Origin of the sequence: Aeromonas sp. SrichE-2G (assembly GCF_017939565.1) — a bacterium.
GTDB lineage: Bacteria > Pseudomonadota > Gammaproteobacteria > Enterobacterales > Aeromonadaceae > Aeromonas > Aeromonas taiwanensis.
Genome location: NZ_JAGKRG010000004.1, coordinates 654,762 through 674,389, shown reverse-complemented (window position 1 = coordinate 674,389; position 19,628 = coordinate 654,762). Strand labels below are relative to the sequence as shown.

Annotated in this window: 14 protein-coding genes and 1 pseudogene; 9 read left to right on the top strand and 6 right to left on the bottom strand. The window is 58.3% G+C overall.

The features are described from left to right. The first annotated feature begins 89 nt into the window (after window positions 1-89). Window positions 90-593: a nucleoside deaminase gene (locus J9885_RS05145; protein WP_210548313.1), complete on the top strand. Its 504-nt coding sequence runs from the start codon at window positions 90-92 to the stop codon at window positions 591-593. Continuing rightward, the gene (locus J9885_RS05140) at window positions 586-1,824 is read left to right on the top strand and encodes a cyanate transporter (protein ID WP_210548311.1); all 1,239 of its coding nucleotides are present in this window, start codon (window positions 586-588) and stop codon (window positions 1,822-1,824) included. The genes J9885_RS05145 and J9885_RS05140 overlap by 8 nt, the downstream gene beginning before the upstream one ends. A gap of 102 nt (window positions 1,825-1,926) precedes the next feature. Here J9885_RS05140 and rluF read toward each other — a convergent pair whose 3' ends face one another. Then, a complete protein-coding gene (gene rluF / locus J9885_RS05135) occupies window positions 1,927-2,961 on the bottom strand; it encodes a 23S rRNA pseudouridine(2604) synthase RluF (RefSeq protein ID WP_210548308.1) in 1,035 nt (344 codons plus the stop codon). A gap of 528 nt (window positions 2,962-3,489) precedes the next feature. Between rluF and gdhA the strand changes: the two genes are divergently transcribed. After that, window positions 3,490-4,836, top strand: coding sequence for an NADP-specific glutamate dehydrogenase (gene gdhA, locus J9885_RS05130; protein ID WP_210548306.1), 1,347 nt, complete (start codon window positions 3,490-3,492; stop codon window positions 4,834-4,836). A gap of 161 nt (window positions 4,837-4,997) precedes the next feature. Here gdhA and J9885_RS05125 read toward each other — a convergent pair whose 3' ends face one another. Then, window positions 4,998-5,366, bottom strand: a complete 369-nt coding sequence (locus J9885_RS05125) for a VOC family protein (protein ID WP_210548304.1) — start codon at window positions 5,364-5,366, stop codon at window positions 4,998-5,000. Between the two features lie 113 nt (window positions 5,367-5,479). Then, window positions 5,480-5,767, bottom strand: a pseudogene (locus J9885_RS05120) (hypothetical protein); the annotation flags it as partial. Between the two features lie 188 nt (window positions 5,768-5,955). On the opposite strand from J9885_RS05120, the gene J9885_RS05115 reads away from it, so the two are divergent. Beyond that, window positions 5,956-8,115 (top strand): sensor histidine kinase, encoded by a 2,160-nt coding sequence (locus tag J9885_RS05115; protein WP_210548303.1) that lies wholly within the window; start codon window positions 5,956-5,958, stop codon window positions 8,113-8,115. Beyond that, complete coding sequence (locus J9885_RS05110) at window positions 8,108-9,199, top strand: hypothetical protein (RefSeq protein ID WP_210548302.1); 1,092 nt, start codon at window positions 8,108-8,110, stop codon at window positions 9,197-9,199. Before J9885_RS05115 ends, J9885_RS05110 begins: the two co-directional genes overlap by 8 nt. An 84-nt stretch (window positions 9,200-9,283) precedes the next feature. Here the strand turns inward: J9885_RS05110 and J9885_RS05105 are convergent, their stop codons facing one another. After that, on the bottom strand, window positions 9,284-10,861 hold the full coding sequence (locus tag J9885_RS05105) for a DNA cytosine methyltransferase (protein WP_210548301.1): 1,578 nt from the start codon (window positions 10,859-10,861) through the stop codon (window positions 9,284-9,286). A gap of 68 nt (window positions 10,862-10,929) precedes the next feature. Here J9885_RS05105 and J9885_RS05100 point away from each other — a divergent pair, with 68 nt between their 5' ends. After that, window positions 10,930-11,379, top strand: a complete 450-nt coding sequence (locus tag J9885_RS05100; protein ID WP_210548300.1) for a very short patch repair endonuclease — start codon at window positions 10,930-10,932, stop codon at window positions 11,377-11,379. Window positions 11,380-11,474: 95 nt separating this feature from the next. On the opposite strand, the gene J9885_RS05095 is transcribed toward J9885_RS05100, so the two are convergent. Next, window positions 11,475-12,062 (bottom strand): histidine phosphatase family protein, encoded by a 588-nt coding sequence (locus J9885_RS05095; RefSeq protein ID WP_210548299.1) that lies wholly within the window; start codon window positions 12,060-12,062, stop codon window positions 11,475-11,477. Between the two features lie 540 nt (window positions 12,063-12,602). On the opposite strand from J9885_RS05095, the gene J9885_RS05090 reads away from it, so the two are divergent. Both J9885_RS05090 and J9885_RS05085 read left to right on the top strand, forming a co-directional pair. Then, a complete protein-coding gene (locus J9885_RS05090; RefSeq protein WP_246876794.1) occupies window positions 12,603-14,705 on the top strand; it encodes a bifunctional diguanylate cyclase/phosphodiesterase in 2,103 nt (700 codons plus the stop codon). 164 nt (window positions 14,706-14,869) lie between these two features. Beyond that, a complete protein-coding gene (locus J9885_RS05085; RefSeq protein ID WP_210548298.1) occupies window positions 14,870-15,160 on the top strand; it encodes a hypothetical protein in 291 nt (96 codons plus the stop codon). 258 nt (window positions 15,161-15,418) lie between these two features. Here J9885_RS05085 and speA read toward each other — a convergent pair whose 3' ends face one another. After that, the gene (gene speA, locus J9885_RS05080; RefSeq protein ID WP_134695952.1) at window positions 15,419-17,320 is read right to left on the bottom strand and encodes a biosynthetic arginine decarboxylase; all 1,902 of its coding nucleotides are present in this window, start codon (window positions 17,318-17,320) and stop codon (window positions 15,419-15,421) included. A gap of 1,057 nt (window positions 17,321-18,377) precedes the next feature. Between speA and pepT the strand changes: the two genes are divergently transcribed. After that, window positions 18,378-19,604 (top strand): peptidase T, encoded by a 1,227-nt coding sequence (gene pepT, locus J9885_RS05075; RefSeq protein WP_210548297.1) that lies wholly within the window; start codon window positions 18,378-18,380, stop codon window positions 19,602-19,604. Window positions 19,605-19,628: the final 24 nt, after the last annotated feature.

Sequence of the window (19,628 nt, the reverse complement as noted above, 5' to 3'; positions counted from 1 at the left end):
TCACTGAAAGTCATTTTATCATTTAATTTCCAAATGGCATGGCGACCCTCTAGGCTGCGGCCATCCCTCCATTTTGCCAGGATGACCCCATGTCCCCCTCGACCCAGTCCGGAGCCCGCCTCGTCAACTCCCTCAGCGCCCTCTCGGGCCCCAGCCATCAGGAGTGGCTGGAACAGGCCCTGCACCTGGCCCTGACTCACCGCCAGCAGGGAGGCCGCCCCTTCGCCGCCCTGCTGGTGCGGGACAACCAGCTGGTGGCGAGCGCCGTCAACCGCATGCTGGAAGCCGGCGACCCCACCCGCCACGCCGAGCTGGAGGCGCTGCGGGAAGGGAGCCGCCAGGGCCCGCTTGCGGGGGCCATCGTCTATGCCAGCGGCCATCCCTGCCCCATGTGCCTCTCTGCCCTGGTGATGAACGGCATCCAGGCGGTCTACTACGCCTTCGATAACGAGGATGCAGCCCCCTTCGGCTTTGACAGCACCGCCGCCTACGCCGCCCTGCGCCTGCCCCTGGCCCCGCCGCCCCTGCCCCTCATCAAGCTGGCGAGCCCCATCCCGGCCGAGGCTCTCTACGGCCCCCAGCCCCATGAATAAGCGCCTCATCGCTCCTGGCAGCGGCGCCTTGCTGGTGCTGGTGGTGCTGCTCGCCCTCAACCTGCGCCCCTTTCTCACCGCCATCGGCCCCCTGGCGCCCCAGATAGACGCCCGTCTGGCCCTCGGCATGGATGCGCTGGCCTGGGTCACCCTGCTGCCGCTCTGGCTTATCGGGGTCGGCGTGCTGCTCACCCCGGCGCTCCTTGGTCGCACTGGCCCGCGCCCCCTGCTCGCGGCGGCCCTGCTGCTGCTGACTCTCGGCAGCGCCCTGCGCGTCGATCTGACGAGCGGCGCCCTGCTCATCGCCAGCGCCGCCCTGTGCGGCCTGGGCTCGGCCCTGGTGCAGGGGGTGCTGCCCGGCCTGATCAAGCAGTGTTTCGCCCAGAGGGTGCCGCTGGTGATGGGGATCTTCTCCGCCTGCATGATGGGGGGCGGGGCGCTCGGGGCCGTGCTCACCCCACGACTCGCCGTACACCTCGACTGGTCCCGGGCGCTGGCGCTCTGGAGCCTGCCGGTGCTGCTGGCCCTCGCCTGGCTCGCCTGGCGGGTGCGCCTGCCCGCCACGGCAAGACCTGACACCAGCGGCGGGGAGCAGCGCCTCATCACCCTGCCCCGCAGCTGGCTGCTCATCGCCTGCTTTGGCATCATCAACAGCGGCTATGGCATCATCGTGGCCTGGCTGGCACCGGCCTACATGGCCTCGGGCTGGAGTGCCCAGCAGGGGGGCGAGCTGGTGGCCTGGCTGGCCCTGGCCCAGACCGCGAGCGGCCTCGGCCTGCCGCTGCTGGCGGCCCGCCGGCTCGACCGCCGCCCCTGGATGGCGCTCGCCATCGCCATGCAGATGGGCGGCTTTGCCGGCCTGTGGCTAGCGCCACAAGCCGCCCCCCTCCTCTGGTGCCTGCTGTGCGGGGCAGGGCTTGGGGGCAGCTTCTCCCTCATCATGGTGATGGCCCTGGATCACCTGCCGGATCCGCGCCGGGCAGGCGCCCTCTGCGCCCTGATGCAGGGGGTGGGCTTCATGGTGGCGGCCACCGGCCCCTGGGTCGCGGCGCGCCTGCACCACGTAAGCGGTGACTTTGCCGCCGCCTGGCAGTGGCAGCTGGGGGGCCTGGTGCTGATGAGCCTGCTGGTGATGCGCCTCGATCCTCGCCGCTACCCCAGAGCGATGGGCCTGCCCCACAGCGAGGCAGAGTGTACGGCACCACTGGCCCGCAGCCAGGAGGTGGCCTGACCCCCTGCGAGGCCACAAGCCCTCGCGGGAGACAAAGCCCAAAAGCAACACACCGGCCAGAGGCCGGTGTGTTCAATGCTGACGCGGGGAATGGCGAGGCGCTTAGCGCCCCTTCTTCTGCCGCCCACCCTGGCCGGCGCGCGGCTTGCCCGGGGCGGATTTGCCCCCCTTGCTCGGAGCACTTTTGCCAGCACCGCCTTTTGCTGCACCGCCTTTGCCGGCTGCACCCTTGCCTGCGGGGATCTTCTTCTCGAATGCTTCCGGGCCAGGCACATTGGGGCGGCCGCCGATCTCGTGATCGTCGCTCCGGCGCGGCTTCTTGCCCGGTGCAGCCTTGCCGGCTGAGGCCGCCTGCGCCTTGGGTTTGCCACCCTGGGTGTTGGCGGATTGCGCTCCCTTGGCCGGCTTCACCTCGGAGGAGGAGTCCTCAATGAGCTTGAACAGCTCGATCAGCTCGTCGTCGGTGAGATCCCGCCACTCCCCCACCGGCAGCCCCTTGAGGCTGACGTTCATGATGCGGATGCGCTCGAGCTTGGTTACCTCGAAGCCGAAGTGTTCGCACATGCGGCGGATCTGGCGATTCAGCCCCTGCACTAGCGTGATGCGGAACACGAAGGGGGCTTCCTTCTTCACCTTGCACTTCTTGGTGACGGCGCCGAGGATGGGCACCCCGGCCGCCATCCCCCTGACGAACTCGTCCGTCACCGGCTTGTCGACGGTCACCAGGTACTCTTTCTCGTGATCGTTGCCCGCCCGCAAGATCTTGTTCACCAGATCCCCGTGGTTGGTGAGGAAGATGAGCCCCTGGGAATCCTTGTCGAGCCGGCCGATGGGGAAGATGCGGGTGCTGTGGTTGACGAAGTCGACGATGTTGTCCTTCTCCCCCGCCTCCGTGGTACTGACGATCCCTACCGGCTTGTTGAGGGCGATGAAGACCAGGCTGTCCGCCTCCCGCGGCTCGATCACCTGACCGTTCACCTTGACCAGATCCCCGGCAAACACCTGATCCCCCACCCCGGCCCGCTTGCCGTTGATGAAGACGTTGCCCTGCTCGATGAAACGATCGGCCTCCCGGCGCGAGCAGATACCGCTCTCGCTGATGTACTTGTTCAGGCGCATGGATTCATCGGCCAGCATGGGGCACCTCCCGGGTCGCAAGGGCTGTCGGGATGGCTGGCTGGCGTGTGGTCGGGTTCGTCTGCATACAACTCCATGGAAAAAAGGGCCTGTGCCCTGCATGTTCGGCAAAAAACGCCGCTACAGTAGCACATTGCCCTCCTCCTTGCCCGGTTGCCATTGCCGGAGTGTGCCTCCTGCCCCCTGTCCGCCACTTCGCCGTGGCCTCGCGGCCCTCCCGCGAGGTGGTATCGGCGCTGTGCCAAACCGCGTACCGAATGGCGCTATACCACAACGGCGCCGACGCCTCCCCCTGCCGCCGGCGACAAGGCCGCCAACAAGATCCAAAAGAGACAAACCAATCCTTGATATTTATCTAGCAAAAATGCATAAAAAGATTTTAGTCATCGCGAATTATCTTTTCCCCGCCGATGACGGGAGACGACACAAGCCGCCGGGCAGGACGAGATCCCCTCTTTCCTGCTCGCCACGGCCAGGCTCCCCTCGCAGGCAGGACGCCAATTTCATCGTTCACGACAGGAGTCAAAGATGCATCACCCCCTCTCCCAGGAGGCCTTCCTGGCCCAGGTGGCCAGTCGCAACCCCCACCAGCCCGAGTTCATCCAGGCCGTGAGCGAGGTGATCGCCTCCATCTGGCCCTATGTGGCGCGTCATCCCCGCTACCTGCAGCACGGCCTGCTGGAGCGCCTGGTGGAGCCCGAGCGCCTCGTGCAGTTCCGGGTGAGCTGGGTGGATGACCGGGGACAGGTGCAGGTGAACCGCGGCTACCGGGTGCAGCACAACAGCGCCATCGGCCCCTTCAAGGGCGGGATGCGCTTCCACCCCTCGGTGGATCTCTCGGTGCTGAAGTTCCTCGCCTTCGAGCAGACCTTCAAGAACGCCCTCACCACCCTGCCCATGGGGGGCGGCAAGGGGGGGAGCGACTTCGATCCCAAGGGCAAGAGCGAGGGCGAGGTGATGCGCTTCTGTCAGGCGCTGATGCTGGAGCTCCATCGCCACCTGGGGGCCAACACCGACGTACCGGCTGGCGACATCGGCGTCGGTGGGCGCGAGGTGAGCTACATGGCGGGCATGATGAAGAAGCTCACCAACAGCGCCGAGTGCGTCTTCACCGGCAAGGGGCTCTCCTTTGGCGGCAGCCTCATCCGTCCGGAAGCCACCGGCTACGGCCTGCTCTACTTCGTGGAGGCCATGCTGGCCCAGCGCGGCGAATCCATCGACGGCATGCGGGTCTCGGTATCGGGTTCGGGCAACGTGGCCCAGTACGCCATCGAGAAGGCGATGGCCCTCGGCGCCCGCGTCATCACTGCCTCCGACTCCGGCGGCACCGTCTATGATCCCGACGGCTTCACCCCCCAGAAGCTGGCCCGCTTGATGGCACTCAAGAACGAAGAGCGCAAGCGGGTGGCGGATTACGCCCACGAGCTCGGGCTGGAATTTTTCAATGGCCGTACCCCCTGGCATCTGGCGACAGACGTCGCCCTGCCCTGCGCCACCCAGAACGAGCTGGGGGAAGAAGACGCCAGGCTGCTGGTCGAGCACGGCGTGCGGCTCGTGGCCGAGGGAGCCAACATGCCGAGCAGTGCCGCCGCCATCCGGGTCTTCCACGAGGCCCGCGTGCTGTTTGCCCCGGGCAAGGCCGCCAATGCAGGGGGCGTCGCTACCTCGGGCCTCGAGATGAGCCAGAACGCCCAGCGCCTCTCCTGGACCCGGGAGGAGGTGGATGCCCGCCTCAAGGGGATCATGACCAGCATCCACGCCACCTGCGTGCGCTATGGCGAGGACGAGGCGGGTCATGTGAACTACGAGAGTGGCGCCAACATCGCCGGCTTCGTCAAGGTGGCCGACGCCATGCTGGCGCAAGGGGTCTGCTAGGCTCCCCGTCACGCCGCCTGCAACAGCGGCAACAAGCACAACGGCAGCCTTGGCTGCCGTTGTGTTGGGGCCCCACCATTCCGCACCGCTTGCCCAGTGCCGCACCTGTCGTGGTTGCGGCCGGGGCCCCTTCCACGGAGAAAAGCGCCTGGCGGCGGGGCTCAGCGATAGCGGCTGATCTCGATAAGGTTCTGATCCGGGTCCAGGCAATAGACCGACTCGATGGGGCCGCAGGCGCCGCTTTTTATCACAGGCCCCTCTACTATCTCGACCCCCTGACTCGCGAGCTGGGCCATCACCTGATCCAGGGGCCAGCGGGTGATGAGGCAGAGATCCCCCGACCCCACCTGCGCCCGGTTGCGCGGCTCCTGCCCCAGCAGTTGCAGATTGATCTTCTGGTTGCCAAAACGCAGGGCCCGGCGCCCCTCGCCGAAGGTGATGGGCTCCATCTTGAAGGCGCCGCTGTAAAACGCCACCGCCCGCTCTATGTCGCTCACCGTCAATACCAGATGGTCGATATGGCTGATCATGGTCTCTCCCTGTGGTGGTGATTGCCACCCCATCATAGCCGCCCACCCCAATGGAAACTGTGGCATGGTGCACAGGGGCGGTTCTAACCACTTATTTTGACTAGGGAATTGCCTTAGCGTACGGCGGCGCACGCCTTGTCGCGCCGAACCAGCAGGGCTTCGTCTTCACTGCCCATGGCCGCGAGTATGGCCTGATTGCAGGCCCACTCCGCGAGCTTCATCGGGTTTTGCTTGGCGTCGGTGATTTCCGCAATCATGGGGCGATAGCCGACCGCCGCCGAGCAGTACATGGCGCGGTACTGAGGCTGTTGTAAGTTGCTGTCATCCTGCCGGGTCAGGTCATCACACAGCTTGTGAAACAGCGCGGACACCTTGATATTGCACTGGCTAAAACACCGTATCTGCAGTTCATTACTAAGCGATATTTTGTGAATTCACCACCTATGAGGCAGTAAAAGTAATGGTATGATAGGTACCAAATTAGTCCTTTGGGTTAATGATGTTTCCCACAGGAAACTTTGATAATACAACACCATCTAGGTAATTATATGTTCGGATTAGTTCTCAACCATTAATTAGAGGGATAAAAATGAGTGAACTAGACTCACACAAAATAAGGCCCGCTGGTCGCCATCTACTAACTATCGGTAGAGAGCTTATCCAAAATAGCTACGCAGCCGTCGTTGAACTAGTAAAAAATGCCTATGATGCCGACTCCCCATCTGTTGACATCTGTTTCAATGCGAAGGGAAACCAAACAGGATACACCGTTACAATTACGGACTATGGCCATGGCATGTCCAGAGATACTGTTATTAGCAAATGGATGGTTCCTTCAACAAAGGACAAATTAGAGCGAAAAATCAGTCCTAAAGGACGAGTAATGCAAGGAAGAAAAGGGGTTGGACGCTATGCGGCATCAGTTCTTGGTTCGGATCTTCTTCTAGAGACTGTTTCTACAGATAGAGAAAAAACAACTGTATTTATAGAGTGGGATAGTTTTGAAAAGGCAGATTATTTAGATGATGTCGAAATATTGATTGAAAGCAATATTTCCGATGAAAGTACAGGAACAAAGCTAACAATAACAGGCAATGATCTATATCTTTCAGAATGGAATAAGAATCAATTTGACAAACTTAGATTTGAGCTTAAAAAACTCATTTCACCCACCGGCCCCACGACCAGTAAAAACAGCAGCGAATTCAAAATAAATCTTAAGATTGTTGGGTTTGATAACTCACCTGACATTGATGAGGTCGTTGAACCTTATCCAATATTTGATTTATTCGATTATAGGATATCAGGAACAATTACCGCTGATGGAAAAGGTCTGTTAACATATTCACTTCAAAAAGCCAGAAACACTGTTGATGAAACAGTGCATATAAATTTGGAGAAGCAAACTGGATGTGGTGAATTGATATTTGATATTCGTGTTTATGATCGAGAGATTGAAGCTATTGAATCATTAATCAGTCGTGGACTGAAAGATGAATATGGTAACTATGTAGGAAAACTTCAAGCTAGGCAGCTTTTAAATGAATCAAATGGTATTGGCGTTTATCGGAATGGGTTCAGAATTAGGCCACTGGGTGACTCTGATTTTGATTGGTTAAAATTAAACGAACAACGTGTACAAAATCCATCTTTACGTATCGGTAGCAATCAAGCTATTGGCTATGTTCTTATTCAATCTGAGGAGCAATCAGGTTTAATAGAAAAGAGTGCTCGTGATGGTCTTCGAGAAAATCCGGCATATGAACAATTAAAATCAATAACAAAATCCGTTCTGAGCAAGCTAGAAGAGCGGCGTTTCAGCTATCGCCGAAAAGCGGGTCTAAGCAAACCAGCATTAAAGGTGGAAAGTGCGCTTGAAAAGATTTTCTCCTTTAACAGTTTGAAAGATGAGATTCGAAAGTCACTTATTGGAAATGGTATAACTGAACATGCTGCAAGTGAAGTTATTGCTCTCATTGATAAAGAGGAAGAGGACAAGGCTCATGCAGCGGAAGATATCCGTAAAGCGGTCGCGACTTATCAAGGACAAGCTACTCTTGGCAAGATAATTAATGTGGTTCTTCATGAGGGGCGCCGTCCTCTAAATTATTTTCGCAATGAAGTTCCTCGAATTTCCAGATTGAGAAGAAAATTCTCAGATACTGGAGCCATCCAAAACATTGATGACATAATGGTAATAGCTCAAGGGGTTGAGTCCAACTCCATAATATTATCCGATTTATTTAAGAGATTAGATCCTCTTGCATCAGGTAATCGGGCTTCGCGTAAATCACTAAACATAAAAAAAGAATTACTTAGTTCATTCTCTATATTTCGTCAGGAAATGGAAGATCACAATATATCATTTGAAGTGAATTGCGATGATGATATTGAATTATACGCATGGAGCCAAGATATTCATGCTGTTTTTGCGAATCTAATTGACAACAGTATATTTTGGTTGAAAAAAATGCCGTCGAGCAGAAAGATAAGTGTTGATGTTTCAACAAATAATGGAAATATTTCATCTATTGATTTCAGAGATACAGGGCCTGGTATCGAACCATCTCATATCTTAGAAGGCGTGATATTTGAACCTCAATTTACAACCAAGCCATCTGGAAGTGGTATCGGACTAGCAATTGCAGGAGAAGCTGCAGAACGAAATAACTTAAGACTAAACGCTATGGAATCATCAAGTGGCGCTTATTTCAGACTACAACTTAAGGGGAATGAAAACAATGACTGAAATTTATTTATTACTTGTAGAGGATGATGAGCAAGATCGAAATTCTTGCCTGTCTGCTGCAACTGATTTTGGTGAAGACTTCGAGTGCAAGATAAATATCTCTACATGTAAAGATATTGATGAGGCGCTGACTGCTCTTAGTAATTCATTCTATGATGGCGCTATCATTGATATGAAATTGGCCAAAGTGGGGAATGAAGGGAACCAAGTCATCCGGCAGATTAGAGATAGCCTTAAAAGGATTCCTGTTGTAATTATGACAGGCACACCTGATGTTGCTGAAACAGACAACTTCCCACTTGTAAATATATACAAAAAAGGTGAGAAGACTTATTACGATATAATAAAAGAGCTTTATGGAATATATTTGACTGGATTAACAAAAATAATGGGCGGCAAAGGGGAGATTGAAAAATTCCTTAGTCGCATTTTTATTGACAATCTTCTTCCTCAAAGGGGAAGCTGGTCTATATATGGAATCGACAACCAAGAAAGAACAGAAAAGGCGCTTCTTAGACATGCACTGAATCATCTGACGTTGCTTTTGGATAATGATGTCGATAAGTGTTATCCAGAAGAAATGTATATCTATCCTCCAACATCTACCAGAATTAATACTGGTTGCATCTTAAAAAATAAAAGTTTAGATAAATATTTTATTGTAATGAATCCAGCTTGCGATCTTGCAGAACGAAACGGGGGTGGATGTAATACCGATAGAGCTCTTCTTGTCGAAATACAAAATATTACTGATATATTCCCTAGCTTTAATTTTACGGATCTATCAAAAAGCAACAAAAATGAGCTCGATAAAATATATAAGAACAACAAATCAGGATACTATCATTGGTTACCGACAGTAGTCTTTTTTAATGGTGGCGTGATCAATTTTAGAATGATCACAACTCATTCAGAAGCTGAGTTAAGCAGTCAATATGACAAGCCATTAATACAAATATCGCCAGCATTTGTGAAAGATATTGTTTCACGATTTTCTTCTTATTATGCTAGGCAGGGTCAACCTGATATAGACCATGAGAAAGGGACCTTAGCTAAAATCAATCAGAAAGCTGAAGCACAATAAATTTTATGTTGTAAAAACTTGCACCAATTAAAACTGGTGCAAGTTTTTCACCCCCGCCCACGTCCAAAATTTATCATTTCCATTTTATGAGAGTATTTTAAACACAACCTCAGATATTTTTTTAGCTAGCAAAGGCGGAACTGCATTACCAACCTGATGATACTGCTGCGTTCTTCCTCCCTGAAAGAAATAATTGTCGGGAAATGTCTGCAAACGTGCTGCTTCTCTCACTGTCAAGCTGCGACATTGTGTCGGATCATAATGGATGAAGTAATGGCCATCCTTGGATATATGGCTGGTAATCGTCGTAGACGGCGCATCAGCCAGCTGCACCCTGAACCGATCCGAAAACTGGCCTGATTCCCAGTTTTTGTGGTCCGGTGCAAGCCCTGGCAAGCAGAAATCAGTGTGACCCTTTGGTGAGTACCCATACTCTTCTGCAAAACATGCGGCAAAACCATAACGTGCCAGATCGTCGATTCGATGTCCTCTGGTATCATTATTCAACCAGACATGCAGCTCTGGATCCGAGTACCAACCATCCAGTTCGCTGACTCCGGTGGCACCTTCCGTGCAACTCCTGACCCAACGCAACCCACCGGTTTCTCTTGCTATCAAATGCTCCGCAGCATTGGAGAGTCTGGCTGCCAGGGGTTTTATCTGTTCCGGACCATTTTGGGCTGACATCCTAAGAGACATCAACTGGTCCCTTACCGAAGACTCCCAATCTTCGTATGAATCGCTCTGCTTGCTGAGCTTGCTTCGCAATGCGGGCATGTTCCCGATGACCTGCTTGACCGTCACGATATCTGACTTTGACAGCTTTGGCAGTTCTGAAAGCTCAGTGCGAACACGATCGCTGCGAATGCCCAGAAGTATCACCCGGTGACGGGCCTGCGGAATTCCATACTCTTCGGCCTGAATGATGAACTTCTTGGCATCGAGTTGTTTGAGGTCATCGCCATCCTGGAATACTTCGTCATTGACCAAGGAGACTATTTTGTATCTAAGACTGTCATCTGGCATATCCAAGGCCACATTGGGACTTGCCAAATCGCGCAAGATCTGATGAAAAATAAAATCTCCATTTATCTTTGAAGACAAGATGCCCTTTACATTTTCCATGACAAAAATATCTGGGCGATTCTTCTGGATAATCCGCAGATACTCTTTATAGAGAAAATGACGATGATCCTCTTCCGGCTTGTAATCAGATTTCCCTTTGTTTCTTGAACGCCCTGCAATGGAATAGGCCTGACAGGGAGGACCACCAATCAGAATCCAAGGCTGGCCTTTGCTCTTGTTTTCAAAAGCCTTGGCTATCGCCTGATCAAGCCTTTTGTTGCCTTCTTCGCTGCCGATCTCCAGACACAGCGCCTCTTTTTCCGCTTTTTTCCAGAGATCGATGGTGTTTTCCGTGAACGGATTCTCTGCATTACCATTGCAGAACTGGTAATAGTCCTGAATGAACTCGGGCCTGTGGCTCTTGAGCAGTCGGTAGAACGCGCGAAGTTTCAATGTCTGGCGGGCGACAGGATCCTTCTCCGCAGAAACCTGGATCTCGAATGCCTTGCCATCATTGAGAGAGGAAAAGCCCTCACCCAGCCCGCCGGGACCGGCAAAGAGGTCAACGACGGGTATGGGTGGTGAAAAAATGGTCATGTCGAATTACTGTGTTTTTGATCAGGCCGTAAAGATACCAGGAAGCATGACTTCGAGGAAGCGAAAGCATGGATGTTGTTGATGCATCAACCCGTTCCGTGATGATGTCAGGCATCAGGGGCAAGAATACCCGCCCCGAAATCCTGCTGCGCAAATACCTCCACGCCCGGGGTTTTCGTTTCAGATTGCACGTGAAAGATCTTCCCGGCTCACCCGACATCGTTCTCCCACGCTATCGGCTCTGCATCTTCGTTCATGGCTGCTTCTGGCACCGTCATCTCAACTGTCCCTATGCCGCCACTCCAAAGAGCAACACCGCGTTCTGGCTGCAGAAGTTTACGGCCAACACGATCCGCGATGAAAAAGTGGAATACTTGCTGAGCCAGGCTGGTTGGAGAGTATTCAAGATCTGGGAATGCGGCCTGAAAGGAAAGGATGATGCCACTCTGGAGTGGCTGCCGCCCATCATCAGGGGGACCACAACATCGCTGAGCTGGCCTGACTATCCAAAAGACTAAATTGTCTGGCAGGAAGCATAATGCCCCTTATCAGCTTCTCGAAAATCCCCCTGCGCTCAAAAACGGCCCACACAAGGCGGTCCATCTTCATGTCGTTAGCAAGCAATCCGCTCGATACGGCCACCGCTCAGTTTGAAGAAGGCGTCCTGCGGCAGCTCCTGCAACCAGGTGGTGGTGTAATCCAGATCCGCATAGGCGCCGCGCAACATGGCACCAAACAGACCGTGGGAGACCACGATGGCCTGTTCGGCAATGCGCACATCCTGAAGCCACGCTTGGGCCCGGCGCTGAATGCTCTGGAAGCTCTCGCCACCGGGGGCTTGCAGATACCAGTCCGGCTCCTCCAGATCGAGTTCGGGGTGGGCCGCCAACAGCTCAGGCACCCGGCGGCTCTCCCACTCCCCCATCCCTAATTCCACCAGCCGCTCGTCCCAGACGATGCGATCCTCCTCCAGCCCAAGCTGATGGCACACTAGCTCCGCCGTCTGCCGGGCACGGCCGAGGGGGCTGGCGTAGAGGGTCCAGCTGGCGGGATCAGCCAGCAATTCACTCAACCGGTTCCCCATGGCGAGGGCCTGGGCTTCCCCCCTGGGGGTCAGCTCGGAGTTGCAGCGCCCCTGCAGACGCAGCTCGGCGTTGTAGCGGGTCTGGCCGTGGCGCAGCAGATAGAGGGTACGGGGCATGATTTCTCCAGCAAGCTCAATGAGATAACAAGAATGAGGGTGGCATGATAACAGATGTGCCGGGGCATCAAAGCCTCATACGGGGCAGACGACCATCCGCCGCCAGGCGGTGCCCCGCCTTGGTGGTTCCCCGGCGCGTCATGGCGGCGCTCAGCAAGAGGGCAATAAGAAGAGTTCCAAGCGCTTAAAACAGATAAGCCTGGCCCCATGGCCAACAACGCCCCCGGCCAATGGGTATCGAGCTCCATCTCACGTCCTCTGGTACCAGGCGTTCTGTGCCGGGAATCAAGGCGTCGCGGGACCGCCCATCAGCCCCCCTCGCCTAACCCCTGCCTTTAGAGCGGGAATGTTTGGAACCCAAACCGGCCTGAACACAGAGGAAGGCCGCCAATACGGCAGAAAAACGGCCTTTTCGCCGCCATATCGCGGTCCTTTCACCAGGTATCGCTGGCACCTCCCGGGGGGCCCTGGTGTACAATCGCCAACCCGATGCGATCCTCTATCCGGCCATGGTACAGGCCGTTTTTCACCCCAGAGTAGATGAATGTGACCGCGACCCACCCCATGCTCGACAGTTATTACAGCCACGACCTGGTGTTCTTCTCCATCCTGGTGGCGGTGCTCGCCTCCTACACGGCGCTGAACATGACGAGCCGGGTGAGCCAGAGCCAGGGAAGGGCCGCCGTTCTGTGGCTCACGGGGGGCGCCTTCGCCATGGGGCTTGGCATCTGGTCCATGCACTTCATCGGCATGCTCGCCTTCAACCTGCCCATCGCGCTCGGCTACGATATCCCCCTCACCGGCCTCTCTCTGGTCGCGGCCATCGGCTCGTCGGCCTTCGCCCTCTGGCTGGTGAGCCGCCCCCAGCTCCCCTGGGGCCGGATCCTGTTCGGGGCCGTGCTGATGGGGGCCGGGATCGCCACCATGCACTACATCGGCATGGCGGCCATGAAGATAATGCCCGGCATTCACTACCAGAGGGGGCTCTTCGTCCTCTCCATCCTCATCGCCGTGCTCGCCTCGGGGGCCGCCCTCTGGATTGCGTTCAGGCTGCGCAACAGCAGCCCGCGCGCCTTCTTCAGCAAGGCTTGCGCCTCCCTCGTCATGGGCTGCGCCATCATCGGCATGCACTACACCGGCATGGCGGCGGCCCAGTTTCCGGAAGGGAGCCTGTGCGGCGCCCTCTACACCGGCCTCGATACCCAGTGGCTGGCGACCGTGATCATCATCGTGACCCTGGCGGTGTTCGCCATCGCCCTGGTCCTCTCCATGCTGGATGCCCACGCCGCGCGCCTCTCGACCTCCCTCCACCAGGCCCACAACGAGCTGCTCAAGCTGGCGCTGCACGACAGCCTGACCCGGCTGCCCAACCGGTTGCTGTTCGCCGATCGCCTGGAGCAGCGCATTCAAGAGTGTCAGCACAGCCAGCGCAGCTTCTCCCTGCTGTTTCTCGATCTCGATGGCTTCAAGATCATCAACGACGCCCACGGCCACCACACCGGGGATCTGCTGCTGGTCGAGGTGGCGGAGCGGATCAGCGCGCTCCTTGGCACCAGTGACACCGCCTCGCGCTTTGGGGGGGATGAGTTCGTGCTGGCCCTGGCGCCGGGGGATGTCGGCCAGACCACGGCCTTCGCCGAGCGTCTGCTGGCCGCCCTGGCACAGCCCTATCAGTGGGAGCACCACAGCCTGCACATCACCGCCAGCATCGGCATTGCGGTCTATCCCCAGGATGGCACCAGCCTGCACGAGCTGACCCTCAACGCTGACGCCGCCATGTACTATGCCAAGGAGCGGGGCCGCAACGACTACTACTACTTCGACAGCGCCATGAACGCCAACGCCCACCAGCAGTTCCTGCTGCAACAGGAGCTCCAACACGCCCTGGAGCGGGGGGAGCTCGCCCTGCACTACCAGCCCAAATACGCCGCCCGCAGCGGCGAGGTGGTCGGTGCCGAGGCCCTGCTGCGCTGGCAACACCCGCAGCAGGGGGCCATCTCGCCGGCCCGCTTCCTGCCCCTGGCGGAGAAGAGCCGACTCATCATTCCCATCGGCAACTGGGTCATCGACGAGGCGTGCCGCCAGATGAGCCGGTGGCGGGATGCAGGGCACCCGGACTGGAGCGTGGCCGTCAACCTCTCCACCATACAGCTGGCCAGCCCTGGCCTTCTGGAAGAGGTGGAATCCGCCCTCGCCCGCCATCGGCTGGAGGCCCGTCACCTGACCCTGGAGATCACCGAAACCACCGCCATGGAGAACGCCGAGGAGAGCCTGGCCATCCTCAACCGCCTGGCCGAGCTCGGGCTTGGCATCTCCATCGACGACTTCGGCACCGGCTACTCCAGCCTGCTCTACCTCAAGCGCTTCCCCGCCAACGAGCTCAAGATAGACAGGGGCTTCGTCACCACGCTTGCGCCACAGGGGGACGATGCCACCATCATCGGCGCCATCATCGCCCTGGGCCAGGCCCTGGAGATGCGCATCGTGGCCGAGGGGGTGGAAACCGAGGAGCAGCGCGCCCTGCTGACCCTGCTCGGTTGTGACACCCTGCAGGGGTATCTGCTCGGGCGTCCCATGACGGGCGACCAGCTGCTGGCGCACTGCCGCGCCGAGGCGGCAATCCCAGACAGCGTGCCCGCCTGAACCTCCCCCCTATCTGCGCCCATCCCGTGTTCACCGATTGCGCCTTGCCTCGACTCTGGGTAGGCTGCGACAGGACGACTCAAATGCTGCCCAAAATCCCGTCAAACGGGGCAGCCGGCGCGTTCTCCCTATCGCAACAAGGCAGTTCACACCAGGAGCAACAGATGGCCAGATACCAGTTCTTCAGCGTGCCGGCCTCCAACCGGCAGCAGTACACCTATATCGACATGGCGTCCCCCAGCTTTCTGAGCGAGAAGGCGGCGCTGCTCGCGCAAGGGTTCGAGGTGCAGGAGGACTTTATCGATGCCGCCAACCCGACGGAGGCGGTGGAGAAGTACAAGTCAGACTTCCTCTATGTCGCCGATGAGGTGGGCAAGTCCGATGCCGGCTACGGCGCCATGGTCGCCCTGCAGGAGCTGGGCAAGATGCTGCGGGGAAACACGCGGGGCAACTGAATACACCGAGAAACCCTGGCCATCGGCAGCGCGTCGATGGCCACGGGAGACGCCGCTTAGCAGCGGACGAGCTGGCGGAACATGGCGATTAGCTCCTCTTCGCTGGCGGGTTCCAAGGGAAGAGACGCCCGCCGCGAGGGCGCATCCCGCGCGCAAGCCCTTCGCCCCCCTTAACGCCGCACAACAAAAACGGCGCCCTAAGGCGCCGTTTTTATTCCCGTCTTTGTGTGTTCACCGACGGGGCGAACAAGCCAGGGCTTATTCGTCTTCCAGGTAGGCGTAGCCTTGCAGACCCAGCTCCAGCTCTTCGAGCAGGGCCTTGCGGGTCGCATCGTCCAGCGCCGGGTGGGAGACGATCCGCTGGTAGTTTTCGCGGATCACGGACGGGTCGATGTTGACGTAACGCAGCAGCTGGTCGACGGTGTCGCCGCGCACCACGTTGCGGATGTCCATCCTGCCTTCCTCGTCCAGCCACACTTCCGCGCAGTGGGTGTCACCGAACAGGTTGTGCAGATCGCCGAGGATCTCCTGGTAGGCGCCCACCAGGAAGAAGCCGACGTGGCACTCTTCGTTCTCACCGTACTCCGGCATCGGCAGGGTGCTTTCCACCCCCAGACCGTCGACGTAGTGCTCCACCTGACCGTCGGAGTCACAGGTGATGTCCATCAGGATGCCGCGGCGGGTGAGCGGGCGCTCGAGGCCGGAGAGCGGCATCACAGGGAACACCTGACCGATGCCCCAGGCATCCGGCAGGGACTGGAACAGAGAAAAGTTCGCAAAGCACTTGTCCGCCAGCTTCTCGGAGAGCTCGTCAGCCAGGGCGCGGTGGTTGCGGTTGACCGGGTTGAGCAGCTCTTTCAGCGCCAGACAGGTGTTCTGGTGCAGCATCTCGGCCCAGGCGCGCTGCTCGAGGTTCAGCAGGCCCATGGTGTACTGGGTGTTGACGTCCGCCAGATCCGCCACGGAGTCGTGGAAGATCTCCAGCAGGGAGGGATCTTCCCCGCGCAGGTCCAGCCAGCCCTTCCACATGTTCTGCAGAATGGTGGGCGCGTCTTCATCCGGCGCGCTGATGTCGTTCACCTCGACCCCTTCGGCACCGATGATGTTGGTGACCAGCACGGCGTGGTGCGCGGTCAGGGCACGGCCGGACTCGCTGATGATGGTCGGGTGCGGCAGGTCGAACTCGCGGCACACGTCGCCGATGCCCCACACCACGTTGTTGGCGTACTCGGACAGGCTGTAGTTGGCGGAGCAGTGGCTCTGGGAGCGGGTGCCCTCATAGTCCACGCCCAGGCCACCGCCCACGTCCACCACCTCGACCTTGGCGCCCAGACGGCACAGCTCGGCGTAGAAGCGGCCGCACTCGCGGATGCCGCCCTGGATGTCGCGGATGTTGGCGATCTGGGAGCCCAGGTGGAAGTGCAGTAGCTGCAGGCAGTCCAGCTTGCCCAGGCTGCGCAGGCGCTCGACCAGCGCCAGGATCTGGGAGGCGGAGAGGCCGAACTTGGACATGGAGCCGCCGCTCGACTCCCACATGCCGGAGCCGGTGGAGGCGAGTCGGGCGCGGACCCCGATATTGGGCTTGATGTTCAGGCGAGCTGACTCGTCCAGCACCATTTCCAGCTCGGAGGGCTTCTCCACCACGATGTAGACCTTGTGGCCCATCAGGTTGCCGAGCAGGGCGTGGCGGATGTATTCCCGGTCCTTGTAACCGTTGCAGACGATCACCGAGCCCTGGCTATGGTGATGGGACAGCACGGCCAGCAGCTCCGGTTTGGAGCCTGCTTCCAGCCCAAGCCGGGGCTTGTCGCTGTAGGACTGACTGATGGTCTCGATGACGCGACGCTGCTGGTTCACCTTGATGGGGTAAACACACAGGTAGTCCCCTTCATAGCCGGACTTCTCGATGGCCTGACCGAAGGCGTTGAACAGCGCGTCGACCCGGCTCTTGAGGATGTCGGGGAAGCGCAGCAACACAGGGGTGGTCAGCCCGGACTGGCGCAGCTGCTCGATGGCTTCGGACAGCACGATCTGCGCCTCGGGACGAGACTTGTCGGGGGAAACGGTCACATGACCGGCGTCATTGATATTGAAAAAACCCGCACCCCAGTAGGGAACGTTGTAGACCTTCAAGGAGTCCTTGCTGGACCAGTTAGTCATGGGCTATGCCTCGCAAATGAGCGGCCGTGGGCCGCCTTCGTTACCCTCAATCACATCCAGACCATCGATGGCAACATGGGGCGGGCCAGAATGGCCTGCCTGCCCGGTGCGTGACGGCACACTCGGCGGCAGCCTGTCTGCCTCGCCGTGGCCCGGTCACCCCGGTTAATCTGTTGCACATCGCGGCAAGCCAAGGCTGCCTGGTGGATCTTGGGAAGTAACGAGTCTTGATGTGGGGCTGGTGGCTTTACATCAAGCTCAACGGTATGCGGTGCCACCTTAACGGGGCGCCGCGGTACTTTGATGACAATCGGCATCAGCCACGCCGTTTGTTCATCATTCGGCAGCGTTCCCGACGGACAGGAGAGGGTTCCAAGGAAGAGAAGGGAAGACGTCAGCACGCAAGGTGTTGATAGACGACGACCACCACAGCCAACCCATTTCCAGTGACCGCCCATGACAAGGGAAGATGATGAGCCGTTGGCTCACTCGGTCAGCCGAAAGATGAGAGTCCGTTGTTCTCCCTGATACCGGAGCCTAACCGGTATTAAAGAAACCATTCCCCAGCAGTGTCTGTCGTTTCTGCGTGCCTCGCCCTATAGGCGTGTGACCCTCCGGGTGTCTGGCGGCCTCTGCCTGCTCAGGGTTACCCTCGGATCGGCGCGGAGTGTACACACTTACCGCCGCCAGTGACAATAAAAAATCGTGTTAAAAAACGGGTTTTCGTCGGGGGGGCAGATCTCGCTGCCAGCGAGGCGGGCTCTGGGGTGGCGGGGTATGAGTCCGGTCTGGATAAGCCCTGAAAATAACGGGTGATCCGCCCTTTTTCCCCCACCCCTCGCCAATGCTGGGCCAGGGGCAAATTCAGGGCTTTCGCATATGCTTAACCAGTTTTTATTTTGGAATTTTTATTCACTTTGGCATCCAAAAGCCCTCGCCGGTTCCGCCCTCCCCCCTCTCCTGCTTCCGATAAAGTCATCAAAAGCTGCGCTGACGCAATAAGCGTCGTGAGCATCTTGGCCACAATGGCTCCTCTTCCGTGACCCGAGGCCTGCCAATGACCACCCTGCTTGAGCGTTTTCTCCATTACCTGACCTTCCACACCCGCTCCGACGCTACCAACCCCGCCTGCCCCAGCAGCGAGGGGCAGCTCGTCTTCGCCCGCGCTCTCTTCGACGAGATGACCGCCATGGGGCTGGCCCAGGTCACCCTGGACGAGCACGGCTACCTCACCGCCTGCCTGCCGGGCAACCAGCCGGATGCACCGGCCATCGGGCTCATCGCCCACATGGATACCGCCGACTACGAGGCCCGGCAGGTGGTGCCCCAGATTGTCGAGAACTACCAGGGGGGTGACATCTGCCTCGGCAAGGGGGACGAGGTGCTGGCCATCCGCCAGTACCGTTTCCTGAAAAACTACCTGGGGCAGGATCTCATCACCACGGACGGCACCACCCTGCTGGGCGCCGACGACAAGGCGGGGATCGCCGAGATCCTCACCGCCGTCCAGCACCTCCAGGCCCACCCCGAGATCCCCCGCGGCGATCTCTGGATTGGCTTCACCCCGGACGAGGAAATAGGCCGCGGCGCCGACCGCTTCCCCCTGGAGCGCTTCCCGGCCAAGTGGGCCTACACGGTGGACGGCGGCGAGCTCGGGGAGCTTGAATACGAGAACTTCAACGCCGCCAGCGCCACCGTGCGCATCGTCGGCAACAACGTCCACCCCGGCACCGCCAAGGGCAGCATGATCAACAGCCAGACCCTGGCCGCCCGCTTCCACGCTGCCATGCCGCCCGAACAGACCCCGGAGTGTACCGAGGGCTACGAGGGCTTCTTCCACCTGGCCCGGATGGAGGGCACCGTGGAGGAGAGCACCCTGCACTACCTCATCCGCGACTTCGACGACGAGGGCTTCGCCGCCCGCCAGGCCCAGCTCAAGGAGCGGGTCGCCTCCCTGCAGCTCGACGCCCCCAAGGCCCGCATCACCCTGGAGATAGCGGAGAGCTACCGCAACATGGGCAGCCAGATAGCGCCCCATCCCCACATCGTCGAACTGGCGAGGGCCGCTATGGAGGCCGCCGACGTGGCGCCAAAGATAAAACCCATTCGCGGCGGCACCGACGGCGCCCGGCTCTCCTTTATGGGTCTGCCTTGTCCCAACATCTTCACCGGTGGCCATAACTTCCACGGCAAGCACGAGTTCATCCCCCTGCAATCCATGGAGAAGGCGGTCGCCACCCTGGTGGCGCTGGTGCGCCTCACCTCGGCCTGGCGGGCAGAGTAAGGGATTGAGGACGGGGTTCGCCCC